13 protein-coding genes are annotated in these 14,574 nt (G+C 71.4%); 4 read left to right on the forward strand and 9 right to left on the reverse strand.

Annotated elements, in window-relative coordinates:
• Positions 1-83 precede the first annotated feature (83 nt).
• The 3 genes from choW to V8J39_RS05945 are packed head-to-tail and all read left to right on the forward strand — an operon-like array spanning position 84 to position 2,641.
• Positions 84-950: a choline ABC transporter permease subunit gene (gene choW / locus V8J39_RS05935; protein WP_336459919.1), complete on the forward strand. Its 867-nt coding sequence runs from the start codon at positions 84-86 to the stop codon at positions 948-950.
• Positions 947-1,954, forward strand: coding sequence for a choline ABC transporter ATP-binding protein (choV, locus tag V8J39_RS05940; protein ID WP_336459920.1), 1,008 nt, complete (start codon positions 947-949; stop codon positions 1,952-1,954). Before choW ends, choV begins: the two co-directional genes overlap by 4 nt.
• The gene (locus V8J39_RS05945) at positions 1,955-2,641 is read left to right on the forward strand and encodes a hypothetical protein (protein WP_336459921.1); all 687 of its coding nucleotides are present in this window, start codon (positions 1,955-1,957) and stop codon (positions 2,639-2,641) included.
• 201 nt (positions 2,642-2,842) lie between these two features.
• Here V8J39_RS05945 and cysN read toward each other — a convergent pair whose 3' ends face one another.
• The 7 genes from cysN to V8J39_RS05980 all read right to left on the reverse strand — a co-directional run bounded on the left by cysN (position 2,843) and on the right by V8J39_RS05980 (position 11,264).
• Complete coding sequence (cysN, locus tag V8J39_RS05950; protein WP_336459922.1) at positions 2,843-4,756, reverse strand: sulfate adenylyltransferase subunit CysN; 1,914 nt, start codon at positions 4,754-4,756, stop codon at positions 2,843-2,845.
• Positions 4,756-5,679 carry a sulfate adenylyltransferase subunit CysD gene (gene cysD / locus V8J39_RS05955; protein ID WP_336459923.1) on the reverse strand — a complete coding sequence of 308 codons (924 nt, stop codon included), beginning with the start codon at positions 5,677-5,679 and terminating at the stop codon, positions 4,756-4,758. Before cysD ends, cysN begins: the two co-directional genes overlap by 1 nt.
• A gap of 352 nt (positions 5,680-6,031) precedes the next feature.
• Positions 6,032-7,006 (reverse strand): DUF2927 domain-containing protein, encoded by a 975-nt coding sequence (locus V8J39_RS05960; protein ID WP_442902563.1) that lies wholly within the window; start codon positions 7,004-7,006, stop codon positions 6,032-6,034.
• A gap of 10 nt (positions 7,007-7,016) precedes the next feature.
• Entirely contained in the window at positions 7,017-8,210 is a 1,194-nt protein-coding gene (locus V8J39_RS05965) for a toxic anion resistance protein (RefSeq protein ID WP_336459925.1), read from the reverse strand.
• 39 nt (positions 8,211-8,249) lie between these two features.
• On the reverse strand, positions 8,250-9,206 hold the full coding sequence (locus V8J39_RS05970; protein WP_336459926.1) for a 5-bromo-4-chloroindolyl phosphate hydrolysis family protein: 957 nt from the start codon (positions 9,204-9,206) through the stop codon (positions 8,250-8,252).
• Positions 9,207-9,407, reverse strand: coding sequence for a hypothetical protein (locus V8J39_RS05975; protein WP_336459927.1), 201 nt, complete (start codon positions 9,405-9,407; stop codon positions 9,207-9,209). It lies immediately after the preceding gene.
• Between the two features lie 189 nt (positions 9,408-9,596).
• Complete coding sequence (locus V8J39_RS05980) at positions 9,597-11,264, reverse strand: pseudouridine synthase (protein ID WP_336459928.1); 1,668 nt, start codon at positions 11,262-11,264, stop codon at positions 9,597-9,599.
• A gap of 174 nt (positions 11,265-11,438) precedes the next feature.
• On the opposite strand from V8J39_RS05980, the gene V8J39_RS05985 reads away from it, so the two are divergent.
• Positions 11,439-12,077: a sulfotransferase family protein gene (locus tag V8J39_RS05985; RefSeq protein ID WP_336459929.1), complete on the forward strand. Its 639-nt coding sequence runs from the start codon at positions 11,439-11,441 to the stop codon at positions 12,075-12,077.
• Between the two features lie 95 nt (positions 12,078-12,172).
• Here the strand turns inward: V8J39_RS05985 and V8J39_RS05990 are convergent, their stop codons facing one another.
• Together V8J39_RS05990 and V8J39_RS05995 are read right to left on the reverse strand one after the other, a co-directional pair.
• On the reverse strand, positions 12,173-12,847 hold the full coding sequence (locus V8J39_RS05990) for an ABC transporter ATP-binding protein (protein WP_336459930.1): 675 nt from the start codon (positions 12,845-12,847) through the stop codon (positions 12,173-12,175).
• Complete coding sequence (locus V8J39_RS05995; protein ID WP_336459931.1) at positions 12,840-14,156, reverse strand: lipoprotein-releasing ABC transporter permease subunit; 1,317 nt, start codon at positions 14,154-14,156, stop codon at positions 12,840-12,842. Before V8J39_RS05995 ends, V8J39_RS05990 begins: the two co-directional genes overlap by 8 nt.
• Positions 14,157-14,574 lie beyond the last annotated feature (418 nt).

Raw genomic sequence — 14,574 nt, forward strand, 5'->3', positions numbered from 1 at the left:
CCTGACGGAAACGGGGGCCGCGGCCCCCGTTTTCCTGTGCCCCTCCCCTTTCCCGTACAATCGCAACGGAGCGCCAGAAGCGCATGGATTTCCTCGACGATCTGTTCGAGCCCGTAACCGATCTCGTCACGGACGAGAAGATTCCCGTCGGTCGCTGGGCGAAGCTGGTGTTCGACTGGCTCAACGCCCACGGCGGCCCCGTCTTCGATTTCATCGGCACCGTGCTGAGCTGGGTGATCGAGACGATGCTCGACATCCTCGACGCGATCCCGGCGCCGCTGCTGATCCTGCTGCTGGTCGCCTTCGCCTGGGCGATGCAGCGCAACTGGAAGATCTGCGCGCTGGTCGCGGCAGGCTTCCTGTTCGTGCTGAACCAGGGCTACTGGGACGAGATGCTGCAAAGCCTGACGCTGATCGTGTTCAGCTGCGCGGTCTGCATGCTGATCGGCGTGCCGCTGGGCATCGCCGCGGCGCACCGCCCCCGGCTTTACGCCGGCATGAGCCCGGTGCTTGACCTGATGCAGACGCTGCCGACCTTCGTCTACCTGATCCCGGCGATCGTCTTCTTCGGCCTCGGCATGGTGCCCGGCCTGATCGCGACGGTGGTCTTCGTGCTGCCCGCGCCGATCCGGCTGACCTACCTTGGCGTCTCCTCGACCCCGGCGGCGCTGCTCGAGGCCTCGACCGCCTTCGGCGCCACCAAGTCGCAGACGCTGTGGAAGGTGGAGCTGCCCTATGCGCTGCCGCAGATCATGGCCGGGCTGACCCAGGCGATCATGCTGTCGCTGTCGATGGTCGTGATCGCGGCCATGGTCGGCGCCAATGGCCTTGGCGTGCCGGTGGTGCGGGCGTTGAACTCGGTCAACACCGCGCTCGGCTTCGAATCCGGCTTCATCATCGTCGTCGTGGCGATCCTTCTCGACCGCATGCTGAAGGTGGAACGCAAATGAACGCGGTGGAATTCGACAACGTCTCGATCGTTTTCGGCGAACGCGCGCAGGCCGCGCTGCCGCTGATGGACCAGGGCCAGAGCCGGGCCGAGGTGCAGCGCGCCACCGGCCAGGTGCTGGGGGTGCACGACTGCTCGCTGACCGTCGCCGAGGGCGAGATCCTCGTGCTGATGGGCCTGTCGGGCTCGGGCAAGTCGACGCTTCTGCGCGCGGTGAACGGGCTGAACCCCGTCGTGCGCGGCGAGGTGCGGGTGAACGACGGCGGCCGGATGGTCTCGGTCACGCATGCCAACGAAAAGGCGCTGCGCCACATCCGCCAGGAACGCGTCGCCATGGTGTTCCAGCAGTTCGGCCTGCTGCCCTGGCGCACGGTGCGCGAGAACGTGGGCCTCGGGCTCGAGCTGGCGGGCGACCCGCCGGCCAAGCGGCGCGAGATGGTGGACCAGCAGCTCAGGCTCGTGGGCCTGTCGGACTGGGCCGAGCGGCGCGTGGGCGAGCTGTCGGGCGGCATGCAGCAGCGCGTGGGCCTGGCGCGCGCCTTCGCGACCGAGGCGCCGATCCTGTTGATGGACGAACCGTTCTCGGCGCTCGACCCGCTGATCCGCTCGCGGCTGCAGGACGAGCTGCTGGAGCTGCAGGCCTCGCTCAAGCGCACGATCATCTTCGTCAGTCACGACCTCGACGAGGCGTTCAAGCTTGGCAGCCGGATCGCGCTGATGGAGGGCGGCCGGATCGTGCAATGCGGTACCGCGCGCGAGATCATCGCCAACCCGGTCAACGACTATGTCGCCGATTTCGTCGCGCACATGAACCCGCTGGGCGTGCTGACGGCCGAGGACATGTCCGAGGCCGGGACCGCCCCCGGCGCGCCGGAACTGCCCGCGGACGCCCCGGTGCGCGACATCATGGAGGCGCTGAAGGCCCATCCCGCGGTCTCGATCGCCGGCGGCCGGCGCGTCACCCGCGAAGGCGTGATCGGCCGGCTGATCGACCCGCGCGGCTGAATGCCGCGCTTCGAGCGGCTCGCGACCATCGGCCCCCATGCCGTCGACCTGCTCGACGGCGCGGGGGCCGACCTCGTCATCGCCTTCGCCTCGATCGGCCATGACCCGTCGCGCCCGCCCTCGCCCGAATTCGTGGCCACGGCCACCGGCCGCGGCACCGCCGCCCACCCCCGCCGCGCGCTGTTCGTCACCGACGCGTCGCGCAGCTGGGCCACCGCCCCGGGCTTCGCCGAGGCGCTGCGGGCGGCCCTCGCCCGCCTTGCCCCGCCCGGGCGCATCCTGACCATCGGGCTGTCGATGGGCGCCGTCGCGGCGCTTGCCGCCGCCGAGATCCTGCCGGTCACCGCCGTGCTCGCCCTCGGCCCCCAGGCCGATCCGCGGCTGCCCGGCGAGACCCGCTGGCGCGACTGGACCGCCGCGCTGCCGCCCTGCCCGGCCCCTCCGCGCCCGACCTGCTGGACGATCCTCGCCCATGGCCTCGCGGACGACGCGGCGCAGGCCGCCGCCTTCCCGCACCGCGCGGGCCAGGACCACCTGCACTACCCCGCACAGTCGCATGGCTCGCTGGTCCCGCACCTGAAGGCACGCGGCGCGCTCCCGGGCCTCGTCGAGGCCGCGCTCGCCGGCGACCGCCGCCGCCTGCTGCGCATCGCCGCCTCCACCGGCGCCACCCGCCGCCGGACATGAGAAGGGGCGGACCGCGCCGGCCCGCCCCTGTTGCTCTCGACTTTGCGAAAATATCCCGGGGGGAGGGCCGCAGGCCCCGGGGGGCAGCGCCCCCCGTCCGCCCGAACCGCACGCCGACCGCGCCCCGTCCGCGCCCCTACCGCGCGCCCGCCGCACCCCGACCGTCAACGGACGGCCTGTCCACGGACGGCCTGGCCGGCGTCAGCCCTTCAGCAGCGCCTCGACGATCCGGTCCGCCGCCTCTTCCGCCGTCATCTCGACGGTGTTGACGGTGATCTCGGCGGCCTCGGGCGCCTCGTAGGGGCTGTCGATGCCGGTGAAGTTCTTCAGCTGCCCCGCGCGCGCCTTGCGGTACAGCCCCTTGACGTCGCGCGCCTCGGCGACCTCCAGCGGCGTGTCGACGAAGACCTCGACGAACTCGCCCGCGGGCAGCAGGTCGCGCACCATCTGCCGCTCGGCCCGGAACGGCGAGATGAAGGCCGTCAGCACGATCAGCCCCGCGTCGCACATCAGCTTCGCGACCTCGCCCACGCGGCGGATGTTCTCGACCCGGTCGGCATCGGTGAAGCCGAGGTCGCGGTTCAGCCCGTGGCGGACGTTGTCGCCGTCGAGCAGGAACGAGTGCTTGCCCAGCGCATAGAGCTTCTTCTCGACCAGGTTCGCGATCGTCGACTTGCCCGAGCCCGAGAGGCCGGTGAACCACACCAGCTTCGGCGCCTGGCCCTTCTGCGCGGCATGGGCGCCGCGGTCGATGTCGACGGCCTGCCAGTGGATGTTCTGCGACCGACGCAGCGCGAAGTGGATCATGCCGGCGGCGACGGTGCGGTTGGTCATCCGGTCGATCAGGATGAAGCCACCAAGGTCGGGGTTCGCGGCATAGGCCTCGAACGGGATCGCCCGGTCGAGCGAGATGTTGCACACCCCGATCGAATTCAGCTTCAGCGTCCGCACCGCCAGGTGTTCCAGCGTGTTGACGTTGACCTCGTATTTCGGCTCGGTGATCGTCGCGGTGACCGATTTCGCGCCGATCTGCAGCACGTAGGGCCGGCCCGGCAGCATCTCGTCCTCGTCCATCCAGACGACGGTGGCCTCGAACTGGTCGGCGACCTCGCAGGGGGCGTCGGCGGTGACGATGACATCCCCGCGCGAGCAGTCGATCTCGTCGTTCAGGGTCAGGGTCACCGACTGGCCGGCGACCGCGCGCGGCAGGTCGCCGTCGAAGGTCACCACCGCCTTGACGGTCGAGGTCTTGCCCGAGGGCAGCACCCGGACCGCGTCGCCGGGCGCGACCTGGCCGCCGACCACGAGGCCCGCGAAGCCGCGGAAGTCGAGGTTCGGTCGGTTGACCCACTGCACCGGCATCCGGAACGGCCCCTCGGCCTTCTCGGTCTCGCCCAGCGGCGCCTCTTCGAGATGCGCCATCAGCGTCGGGCCCTTGTACCAGGCCATGTGCTCGGAGGGCGTGACGATGTTGTCGCCCTTCAGCCCCGAGATCGGGATCGCGGTGAAGCTGTCGATGCCGATCGAGGCGGCGAAGGCCGAGTAGTCGGCGAGGATCTCGCGGAACCGCGCCTGGCTGTAGCCCACGAGGTCCATCTTGTTGATCGCGAGCACCACGTTGCGGATGCCCAGAAGGTTCACCAGATAGCTGTGCCGGCGCGTCTGCGTCAGCACGCCCTGGCGCGCGTCGATCAGGATCACCGCGAGGTCGGCGGTCGAGGCGCCGGTGACCATGTTGCGTGTGTACTGCTCGTGGCCCGGGGTGTCGGCGACGATGAACTTGCGCTTGTCGGTCGCGAAGAAGCGATAGGCGACGTCGATGGTGATGCCCTGCTCGCGCTCGGCGGCGAGGCCGTCGACGAGAAGGGCGAAGTCGATCTCCTGCCCCTGGGTGCCGACGCTCTTGCTGTCCTTCTCGAGGCTGGCGAGCTGATCCTCGAAGATCATCTTCGAGTCGTAGAGCAGCCGGCCGATCAGCGTCGATTTCCCGTCATCGACCGAGCCGCAGGTGATGAAGCGCAGCATGGTCTTGTGCTGGTGCTTCAGCAGGTAGGCGTCGATGTCGTCGGCAATCAGCTGGTCGGTGACGAACGAGGGGTCCTTCGGCGTAGTCATCAGAAGTAGCCCTCCTGCTTCTTCTTCTCCATCGAGGCGGCACTGTCGTGGTCGATGGCCCTGCCCTGGCGTTCCGAGGTCGTGGTCAGCAGCATTTCCTGGATCACCTCCGGCAGCGTCGCCGCCGTGCTTTCGACCGCGCCGGTCAGCGGATAGCAGCCCAGCGTGCGGAACCGGATCGAGCGCATCACCGGCTCTTCGCCGGGGTGCAGGCGGAACCGCTCGTCATCGACCATCAGCAGCATCCCGTCGCGTTCCACCGTCGGGCGCGGGGCCGAGAAGTAGAGCGGCACGATCTCGATGCCTTCCAGGTGGATGTACTGCCAGATGTCGAGTTCGGTCCAGTTCGACAGCGGGAAGACGCGGATCGACTCCCCCTTGGCCTTGCGCGCGTTGTACAGCCGCCAAAGCTCGGGGCGCTGGTTCTTCGGGTCCCAGCGGTGCTGCGCGGTGCGGAACGAGAAGATCCGCTCCTTGGCGCGGGATTTCTCCTCGTCGCGCCGGGCGCCGCCGAAGGCCGCGTCGAAGCCGTACTTGTCCAGCGCCTGCTTCAGCCCGTCGGTCTTCCACATGTCGGTGTGCAGCGCGCCGTGGTCGAAGGGGTTGATGCCCTTCGCCTTGGCCTCGGGGTTCTGGTAGACCAGAAGCTCCATCCCCGCGTCCTCGGCCGCCTTGTTGCGCAGCGCGTACATCGCCTTGAACTTCCACGTGGTGTCCACGTGCAAGAGCGGGAACGGCGGCGGCGCCGGGAAGAAGGCCTTCTTGGCCAGGTGCAGCATGCAGGCGCTGTCCTTGCCCACGGAATACAGCATCACCGGCTTCGTGGCCTGGGCCGCGACCTCGCGCATGATGTGGATGCTCTCGGCCTCGAGCCGCTGAAGGTGGGTCAGCCGCGCGGGAGTGATGTCGGTGGGTGTCGCCATGTCGGATGTACCTGTCCGTCAAGAAGGGCCCGACGCGGCCGAAAACCGCGCCTGAAGCTGTCAGATGACACCGCAATCCCCGCTGGTCCAGTGCCTATGGCGACTTTCCGCGCGCCGGCGCCAACGCCGATGCTGCGGGCGCAGTGTTTCCCTGTCGCGATCGCGAAACGCCCGTGTCGCCACCCGGGCCGGTGGCAGAGCACCGTTCCGGCCGCCCGCGCGGGCTGCGGAATTCGTTCCGCCGCCGGCAGTCCCGGCATGACCTTGCCAAAACGCGATTTTTTTTCGCTAGCGGCGCGGATCGGCCGCGCCGGGGCGCCCGCGGCACCCCCGGGGCGCGAATCCCGGCCGCTCAGCTGGGCGGCGGCGGCAGGATCTCGGTCGCCATCTGCTGCACGACCGGGCGCGCCTCGTCCGGGGTCATGCCCGGGCGCAGCCGCGGATCGTAAAGCATGCGCAGCATCAGCTCGTCCATCGGCGTGAGCAGCGCGAATTCCTCGTCGTCGTTGAAGATCGAGGGGCGCGCCGTCGGGCTGTCGTTGGCCAGGCCCAGGCCCTGGGCCAGTTCCTCGTGGATGCACGACAGGCGCATCAGGTCGGGATGCTCGCCCCGGATCACGGCGACGGCGCGGGTATAGACCGGCGAGGAGCCGGTGGAATAGGCGAAGACGAGGCAGTAGGTCGAGGGGCCCATCGTCAGGATCGAGCTGCGCGAGGCCGCGTCGATGTTGGGAAACAGCGCGTCGAGCCGGTCGGCGAAGCCGATCCTGTCGCCCTCGTTCAGCACGAGCACCGTGTAGTTGGCGGCCTCGACCGGCGCCATCCGGATCGGCAGGCCCGAGATCCGCGACAGCCGCCGGGCATAGCCGGTGATCTCGGCGCGGTCCTTGGCGCGCTGCGCGGCCGGGATCGTGGCGCCGAACTCGACCGCCATCGTCACCGGGCTTTCCCAGCGCCGCAGGCGGCTGGGCACGGCGCCCTGCACGAAGGCGCCGCCGCGGGCGGTGTATTCGTCGTAAAGCGCGATGCGCTCGAAATTCTCGGCCAGGATGCGCGCGTCGAAGGGCGCGTCGGTCGCGCCGGTGTCCTGCCGCAGCAGGCCCTGCGACAAGAGCTGCGCCTGCAGCTTGGCCAGGCGGTCCTTCATCGCCAGGCTCTCGGGCGCCAGCGGCTGGTCGGCCGCGGGCCGCGCCGCGGGCCGCTGCGGCGGCACCGGCGTGCTGTCGATCCCCGATCCCTGGCACCCCGCCACCAGCGCCGGCGCCAGCAGCATCAGGGCCAGAAGCGCCGCCCTGCCCGCCGAGCCTGCCTGCCCGTCCCGCACCATCGGCTGCATGTCAGCGGCCCGCCCCCCGCCGGCTGCCGGCCGCCGGCACCGACGGTCCCCGCGCGCGCGACGCCGCGAGCGCCTCGCGCAGCTCGCCCTCCATCTGGCGCAGCTCGGCCTCGGCGGCGGCGCGGTTGGCCTTGCCCTCGTCGGCGATGCGCAGCGAATCCTCGATCGTGGCGATCAGCTCGGCATTGGCGGTCTTCACCGCGGCGATGTCGAAGATGCCGCGCTCGACCTCGGTGCGGACGCGGGCATTGGCCTCGCGCAGGTTCTTCGCATTCGCGGTCAACAGCTCGTTCGTCAGGTCGGTCGCGGCCTTGACCGCCCCCGCCGCCTCGGCCGAGCGCTGGATCGTCACCGCCTGCGCCAGCTGCGTCTCCCACAGCGGCACGGTGTTCACGAGCGTCGAGTTGATCTTGCTGACCAGCGCCTTGTCGTTCTCCTGCACCAGCCGGATCGAGGGCAGCGCCTGCATCGTCACCTGCCGCGTCAGCCGCAGGTCGTGCACCCGCCGCTCGAGATCGTCGCGCGCGGCGCGCAGGTCGCGCAGGGTCTGCGCCGCCATCACCTTCTGCGTCTCGGAGGCCGCCGCGACCTCGGCCTCGCGCGCGGGGATGTCGGTCGCGTCGATCTCGGCCAGCCGCGCCTCGCCGGCGGCGATGTAGATCCCCAGCTCGCGGTAGAAGCCCAGCGTGCGGTCATAGAGCAGGTCGAGCGACTTCACGTCCTTGAGAAGCTTGTGCTCGTGCCCCAGAAGCGCGTCGGTGATCCGGTCGATCTGGGCCTGCACCTCTTCGTAGCGGGCGACGAACTTGGCGAAGGGCGCGGTGCGCCCGACGATCTTCTCCCACCAGCTGCGCTGGCGCCGCACGTCAAGCTCGGAGACCGAGAAGCCGCGGATCGTGGTCACGATCTGGCGCAGGCTGTCGCCGGCGGGGCCGACGTCCTTGTTCTTGACGTCGGTCAGCATCGACTGGCTGATCTGCTGCAGCTCGGCCTGGGCGGGGGCGCCGAACTGCACGATCGATCCGGCGTCGCCGATGTCGATCTCGGCCATGGCGGCGCGGATGCGCTCGGCCTCGGGGCCGGTCGCCTCGGACAGGGTGGCGGGCGCGGCGGGGACCTCGGGCAGATCCACCCGGGTCACCGCGTCGATCTCGGCCTCCTGCGCCAGGGCGCGGTCGCGGGTCGTGTCGGTCATCTGGTGATTCCTGCTATCGGCGCCGGGAGGGGTCCGGCCTCATTCCATCTCATCGTCGCGGCGCGCGGCAACCCCTTCGCGCAGCCCCTCGCGCGAAAGTCGGTCGCGCAGCACCCCGATCTCGACCCCGAGATCGCCGCGGTCGTTGCCCAGAAGCGCCTCGGTCCGCGCGGCGTAGTTCGCCTCGAGATCGTCGAGAAGCGCGATGTAGTCCGCGCGCGCCGTCGCACCGGCGTCGCCGCCCGCCTGCGACAGCCGCGCGAGCTTCTCCGAGGCCTCGGCCGCGCCCTCGAGATAGACCCCGAGATAGCGCCGCGCGGCGGTCAGGTCGCGCGGGTCGCTTTCGATCCGGGCGAACATGGCGCGGGCGGTGGTTTCGAACCCGGCGACGCGCGCGGCCAGCTGGCGGTCGCCAAGCCCGGCGATGGCGGCGGAGATGCGCGCAAGCTGGCGCTCGGCCTCCTGCAGGGCGCGGGCGACGCGGTCGTGCTGGAAGTCGTCGATGCCCCCGGGGCGGCGGTCGCGCCAGGGATCGGTGCCGAAGGCCACCACATGCAGAAGCGCCGCGATCGCGCCGAAGATCACCGGGGCCACGAGGTCGGCCCCGCCCGCCGCCGTGGGGGCAAGACTGGCGCCGGCGGTGCCAAGGCCGGTCAGCGCCATGCCGAACAGCTTGCGCGGGATCGCGGGGCGGCGCGCGAAGGTGCGGGCGTTGAACGCGGCCTCGGCCTTCACGCCCTCGGAGGTCAGGTAGGCCCCGCCCCAGAGCGCGGCCAGCGCCGCGAGGTCGGTCACGAGGTCGAGCGCGCCGCCAGAGAAGGCGGCGAAGACCAGGGGCAGCGGCGCGAGGAACAGGAGGTTGCGGCGCGCGCGCATCGGCTCGGGCGTGCGCGCCGTCAGCCGCCGGCCGGTCCCGGCCGAGCTGCCTCTCGCAGTCCGGGCCGAGGCGCGGGGATCGCCGCCGGGCGAGTGCGGCCCGCCAAAGCGTTCGGCCATCTACAGCCCCTCCAGCCAGCCGGCCGAGGTCGCGGCGATGACGAGGAACAGCGCCGCGAAGGCAAGCTTGGCCACCGGCCCGTCGTGGGCGGGGCGCGCCGGCAGCGTCGCGGGGGTGTCCCCGCCGACGCGGGCCGCGACCCAGCGCAGCCCCAGCACGACAAGCGCGCCCAGCGCCACAAGCAACAGAAGCCTTTGCATCGGTCCTTTCCCGCGCGCGCCACCGGCGCGCGCCTGGCTGTTTCGTTCCTAGGACATGGGCCATGACGCGCCGCGCGACAAGTCCCTGCCCCCTTGGCCGCGCCCCCTTGGCCGCGTCTGCGACGCCCGCCCCGGCCCGGTGGCGAAACCGGTCGCGGGGCCGTCAGGACGCCGCAGGAGGTGTCGGGGTCAGCGCGGCTTGCGCGGACCGCGGTCGGACGGCGCGCCGCCCGGCTTGCCGCCGCCAAAGCGCGGCTTGCCCCCCGGCGCGCCCGATCCTGCCCCCGGTCCCTTGCCCGGTCCCCTGCCCGATCCTTGGCCCGGTCCCTGGCCCGGTCCCTTGCGCGCGCCGTCGCCCTGGGCGCGGAAGCCTTCGCTGCGCGGCTTGCCGAAGCCGCCGCGGTCGCCGGCCGGCTTGCCATAGGGCTTGCCGCCCGCCGGGCCCTCGGGGCGCGGGCCCCGGGCGGGACCGCCGCGCGCGGCATCGCCATGCGACTTGAAGCCCTCGGCGCGGCCCTTGCCGGCCGGACCGCCATGCGACTTGAAGCCGGCGCTGCGCGGACCCTTGCCGAAGCCCTCGCTGCGCGGCCGCTCGCTGCGGCCCTCGCCCGATTCGTCGCGCGGCGGGCGCAGGCCCTTGTGGCGCGGCTTGCGCGCGGCCTCGCCCTCGTCGGCCTCGGGACGCGGCCCGCGGCTGAAGGCCGGCGCGCCAAAAGCGGGCTTGGCAAAGGGACGATCGCCCTCGGCGCGCGGCGGACGCGGGCCGCGGTCGCCCTCGGGGCGCGGGCCGCGGTCGAAGCCGGGCTTGCCGAAGCCGGGTTTGCCGAAAGCGGGCTTGCCATAGGGGCGGTCACCCTCGGCGCGCGGCGGACGCGGGCCGCGGTCGCCCTCGGGGCGCGGGCCACGGTCGAAGCCGGGCTTGCCGAAGCCGGGTTTGCCGAAAGCGGGCTTGCCATAGGGACGATCGCCCTCGCCCCGCGGCGGGCGCGGGCCGCGGTCGTCGCCGCCGCGCTCGCGGTTGCGATAGCTCTCGGCCGGCTCGGCGCGGTTGCGCTGGTCGTAGGTCTTCGGGCCCTGCCCCTCGCGGTTGATGCGGCCGGGGCGCTCGACATGGTCCTCGTTGCCCGGCAGCAGCGCGCCCAGCTGGTCGCGCATCACCTTGGCCTTCACCTCCATGATGTCGCCGGGCTTCATCTCGTTCAGGCGGAACGGGCCGTAGCTGACGCGGATCAGCCGGTTCACGATCAGCTTCACCGCGCTCATCGCGCGGCGGATCTCGCGGTTGCGGCCCTCGCGGATGCCGACGGTCAGCCAGGCGTTCGAGCCCTGCTGGCGGTCGAGCGTAACCTCCATCGGCTGGAAATCCTCGCCGTCGATGGTGATGCCGCGGCGCAGGGGATCGAGCGTCACGTCGTTGGGCTGACCGTTCACGCGCACGCGGTACTTGCGCAGCCAGCCGGTCTCGGGCAGCTCGAGCCGGCGCTTCAGTTCGCCGTCGTTCGTCAGCAGCAGCAGGCCTTCGGAATTGAGGTCGAGCCGGCCGACGCTCATCACCCGCGGCATGCCCTCGGGCATGGTGTCGAAGATGGTCTGGCGGCCCTTCTCGTCCTTCTCGGACACCACGAGCCCGAGGGGCTTGTAGTAGAGCCACAGGCGCGTCGGCTGCTTTTCGTCGATGGCGCGGCCATCGAGCAGGATGCGGTCGCCGGGCTTCACGTCGAGCGCGGGGCTGTCGATCTTCTTGCCGTTCACCGACACGCGGCCGGCAAGGATCATGCGCTCGGCATCGCGGCGCGAGGCGACGCCCGCGCGGGCCATCACCTTGGCAATGCGTTCGTCAGAGCTGGAATCGGTCATGTCTGTCCCCGAGATACTGGCGACATCGCGTCGCGGAAGGCCGCAGGAATACAGCAAAGCCCGCGGGCGTGGAAGGGGGCGCCAGATGCATCTCGCCTGCACCTTTTGCGCAGCTTGACCCAGCGTCATCTTGCGCGGACTGTAAAGGCGAGGGAGATGTCCGGGGGGGACAGCATGGCACTGGAGGTCATCGGCTCCGGCTTCGGCCGGACCGGAACGCGTTCGCTGAAGGAAGCGCTCGAGATACTGGGCTTCGGGCCCTGCCACCACATGGAGGAGGTCTTTGCCAATCCCGGCCAGGTGCCGGGCTGGGTGGGGGCGCTGAGCGGGCAGCCGACGGATTGGGTGGCGCTTTACGACGGGTACCGCGCACAGGTCGACTGGCCCGGCGCCCATGTCTGGCGGCAGGTCGCGGCGGCCCATCCGCAGGCGAAGGTGATCCACAGCCAGCGCCCCGACGACAGCTGGTGGCGCAGCTTCTCGACCACGATCGGCAAGGTGATGCGGATCTCCGACAGCCTCGCCCTGCCGCCGCACATCCGGCAGATGTTCGATGCCGCGCTGCCCGCCATCGGCGAGGGCACCTTCGGCACCCGCACGCCCGACCGCGACACCGCGCTCGCCACCTATCACCGCCGCCGCGAAGAGGTGCTGGCGGCGCTGCCGCCCGAACGGGTGCTGGTCTTCGACGTGGCCGAGGGCTGGGGGCCGCTGTGCGGCTTCCTCGGCGTGCCGGTGCCCGACACCGCCTTCCCGCACCTCAACGAACGGGCCGACTTCTGGGCGAATTTCGGCGGCGAGCCGCCGGACTGACCGACGGCGGGACGCGGACGCGGCATCGGCCCGCCCCGGCCTGCCCCGGCCGGCGTCAGGAGGCGCGCCCAAACGCGCCGCCGGCCGCGCGGGCGCTAGAGGATGCGCCCCTCCTCGAGCCGCACCACCCGGTCCATCCGCGCGGCCAGTTCGAGGTTGTGGGTCGCGATCAGCGCCGACAGCCCTGTCGCGCGCACGAGGTCCATGAGCGCCGCGAAGACCACGTCAGAGGTGCCGGGATCGAGGTTGCCGGTGGGCTCGTCCGCCAGAAGCAGCGCTGGACCGTTCGCCAGCGCGCGGCAGAAGGCCACGCGCTGCTGCTCGCCGCCCGAGAGCGCGGCGGGGCGGTGGTCCGCCCGCGCGCCGACGCCGACGCGCTCGAGCAACTCGCGCGCGCGCGCCTCGGCCGCCTTCGGCGCGGTGCCGTTGGCAAGCTGCGGCAGGATGATGTTCTCGGCCGCGGTGAATTCCGGCAGCAGGTGGTGGAACTGGTAGACGAAGCCCAGCCGCTCGCGCCGCAGCCGGGTGCGCAGCCGGTCGCCCGCCCCCGCCATCTCCTGCCCGTCGAGCAGCACGCGGCCGGTGTCGGGCGTGTCGAGCAGCCCCGCGATGTGCAGCAGCGTCGACTTGCCCGAACCCGAGGGCGCGACCAGCGCCACGACCTCGCCCCGCCCGATCACGAGGTCGGCGCCGCGCAGCACCGCGACCTCGCTCGGCTGGCCGCGGTTGTAGATCTTCTCGATCCCTTCAAGCGCCAGGACGTCACTCATAGCGCAGGGCCTCCACCGGGTTCATCCGCGCGGCGCGGCGCGCGGGCAGGATCGTCACGACGAAGCTGAGAAACAGCGACAGGCCCGCGGCCTTGCACACGTCCCACAGCTGCAGCTTGGCGGGCAGGTTGTAGATGCCGCGGATCGACGGGTCCCAGACCCCGCCGCCGGCGACGAAGTTCACGAAGCTGAAGATCGGGTCGATCCAGATCGCGAAGAGACAGCCCAGGATCACCCCCATCGCGGTGCCGATCACGCCGGTGAAGGCGCCGCACAGGAAGAAGACCCGCAGCACCGAGCCTTCGGTCAGGCCCATGGTGCGCAGGATGCCGATGTCGCGGCCCTTGTTCTTGACCAGCATGATCAGCCCCGAGGTGATGTTCATCGCCGCGATCAGCACGAGGATCGACAGGATGATGAACATCACGTTGTCCTCGACGTCGAGCGCGCGCAGGAACGACCCCGACGAGTCGCGCCAGGTCCAGAGGTAGACCTGCTGGCCAGCGGCGATGGCGATCGGTCCCTGCAGCGCGTCGACATCCTCGGGGTCGGTGGTCATCACCTCGATCTCGTCGGCGACGCCCTCGCGGTTGAAGAAGGCCTGGGCCGCGTCGAAGGGCATGTAGATCCGGGTGCGGTCGATGTCGTAGCGCCCGGCGGTGAAGATGTAGACGACCTCATAGGCGGCGGCGCGGGGGCTGGTGCCGAAGGCGGTGCGCACGCCGTTGGGCTGGATGATGCGCACCCGGTCGCCGACGTTCACGCCCAGTTCGCGCGCGAGGCCCGAGCCGATGGCGATGCCGCCGCCCTCGACCATGCCGAACTGCGCGAGATCGCCCCACGAGGCGTCCGGATGCTGGCCGATGCGCGGGATCTTCGCGAGGTTCGCGGGGCTGATGCCGAAGACCTCGGCGCCGCCCGCCTCCTCGCCGAAACTTGCCATCACCTGGCCGCGCACCAGCGGCGCGGCCGAGGTCACGCCCGGCACCTCGGCCACCCGCGCGGCCACGGCGTCATAGTCCGGCATCGTGCGGATCACCGCGCCGTTCTCAAGCGTCTGCGGCGCGGCATAGACCGTGACATGGGCATTGGCGCCAAGGATCGTGTCGACGAACTCGGCCCGGAAGCCCGCGCGCACGGCGAGGGTCGCGATCAGCGCGAAGACCGCGAGGGTGATGCCGACGAGGCTGATCCAGGTCATCACCGACACCCCGCCCTCGGCCCGCCGGGCTCGCAGGTAGCGCCAGGCGACGAGGAATTCGAAGCGCGAGAACGGGGGGGTGGGGCGGCCTTGGGTGCCCTGGGTCATGCCGGCTCCGATCGGGGGCGAAAATCGCGCGCAAGGTGGCGAGGGGGGCGGGAAAGGTCAAGCCGCGGGGATCTCGCGCAGCCGCACGAGGGCGCGAGGCGCGGACCGGACCGACGGCCGGGCGCACGCCCCGGTCATCGAGGGCCCCGTCATGTGCGAAAGACCCACGTCTCACACCTCTTTCCGGCCCGCGCCACCAAGCCCGTCCCGGCTCCGCCGCCCGTCGCCCCTCGTCACGCTTCTCCTCACAGGCGGAGCCGCAGCCTGACCGGGTGCCCCGCGCCCGGTCAGGGAGCGCGCGCCCGGTCCGCGCGCTGACCCGTCGCGCCCGCTTCCGCAGCCATCCATGCAACCTGCAGAGCGCACCCCGCACCACGCGCCCCCCGGTCGCACGCCTGCACTCAGCCGGTCCGGGCAT

It is taken from the genome of Frigidibacter sp. MR17.24 (assembly GCF_037095655.1).
Classification (GTDB): Bacteria; Pseudomonadota; Alphaproteobacteria; order Rhodobacterales; family Rhodobacteraceae; genus Frigidibacter.